Raw genomic sequence first — 622 nt, forward strand, 5'->3', positions numbered from 1 at the left:
GCGCGAACGGCGCGGCGGATGGCGCGGGTTCCGGCCGTACGGCGGCGGAGGGCGGCGCGAAGCGTACGGCGCGTGGCGCGGTGCTCGCGGCGGGTGAGAGACTTCTTCATCAGCGGGCTCCTGGTTTCGTCAGGTAGTTCCGTCAGGCCCTCGGATCGGTGCTCGTAACACCGCCCGGGGGCCGTTCCTTTGCTCTTTGCTAGGTTCCTATTGAACTCTGGGCGACCGCCGTTTCGCCGATCTGCAGAATCTCGTACGGCCATGAGGGGCCCGGGGACGCACGGTCCGCCGGGGCCGGGGCCGGGAGCGAGGCAGGCCTCCGCGGCTCCCGGCGTGCCCTACGGCGCTCTGCGGTCCGACGAGCGCCGCCCGGGCGTGCACGCCACGTCCGGCAATCCACTCGGTGCCGCGCATCCTCGCCAAGAGGCGCCGACGGACCTGCGGTTGGTGCCGCCGGCGCTGGCGGCGTGGGCGACGGCCGCGTTGGCGTTGGACGCGCCGCCGGGGTGGGTCACCGGCGTGGTGATCGTCTGCTTGGTCGTGGCCGGTGGGTTGTTGGCCACCGGCCGAAGCCGCGCGAGTAGTGAGCCGCGGCCGCATCATCGGCCGGAGCCGGAGCCGG

General features: G+C 73.5%; 1 pseudogene. It reads left to right on the forward strand.

From position 1 onward, the window contains the following. Positions 1-375 precede the first annotated feature (375 nt). Positions 376-622, forward strand: a pseudogene (locus O3Q52_RS53890) (MBL fold metallo-hydrolase); the annotation flags it as partial.

The sequence above is a fragment of the Streptomyces sp. ActVer genome (genome assembly GCF_027270795.1).
GTDB classification, from domain to species: Bacteria; Actinomycetota; Actinomycetes; order Streptomycetales; family Streptomycetaceae; genus Streptomyces; species Streptomyces umbrinus_A.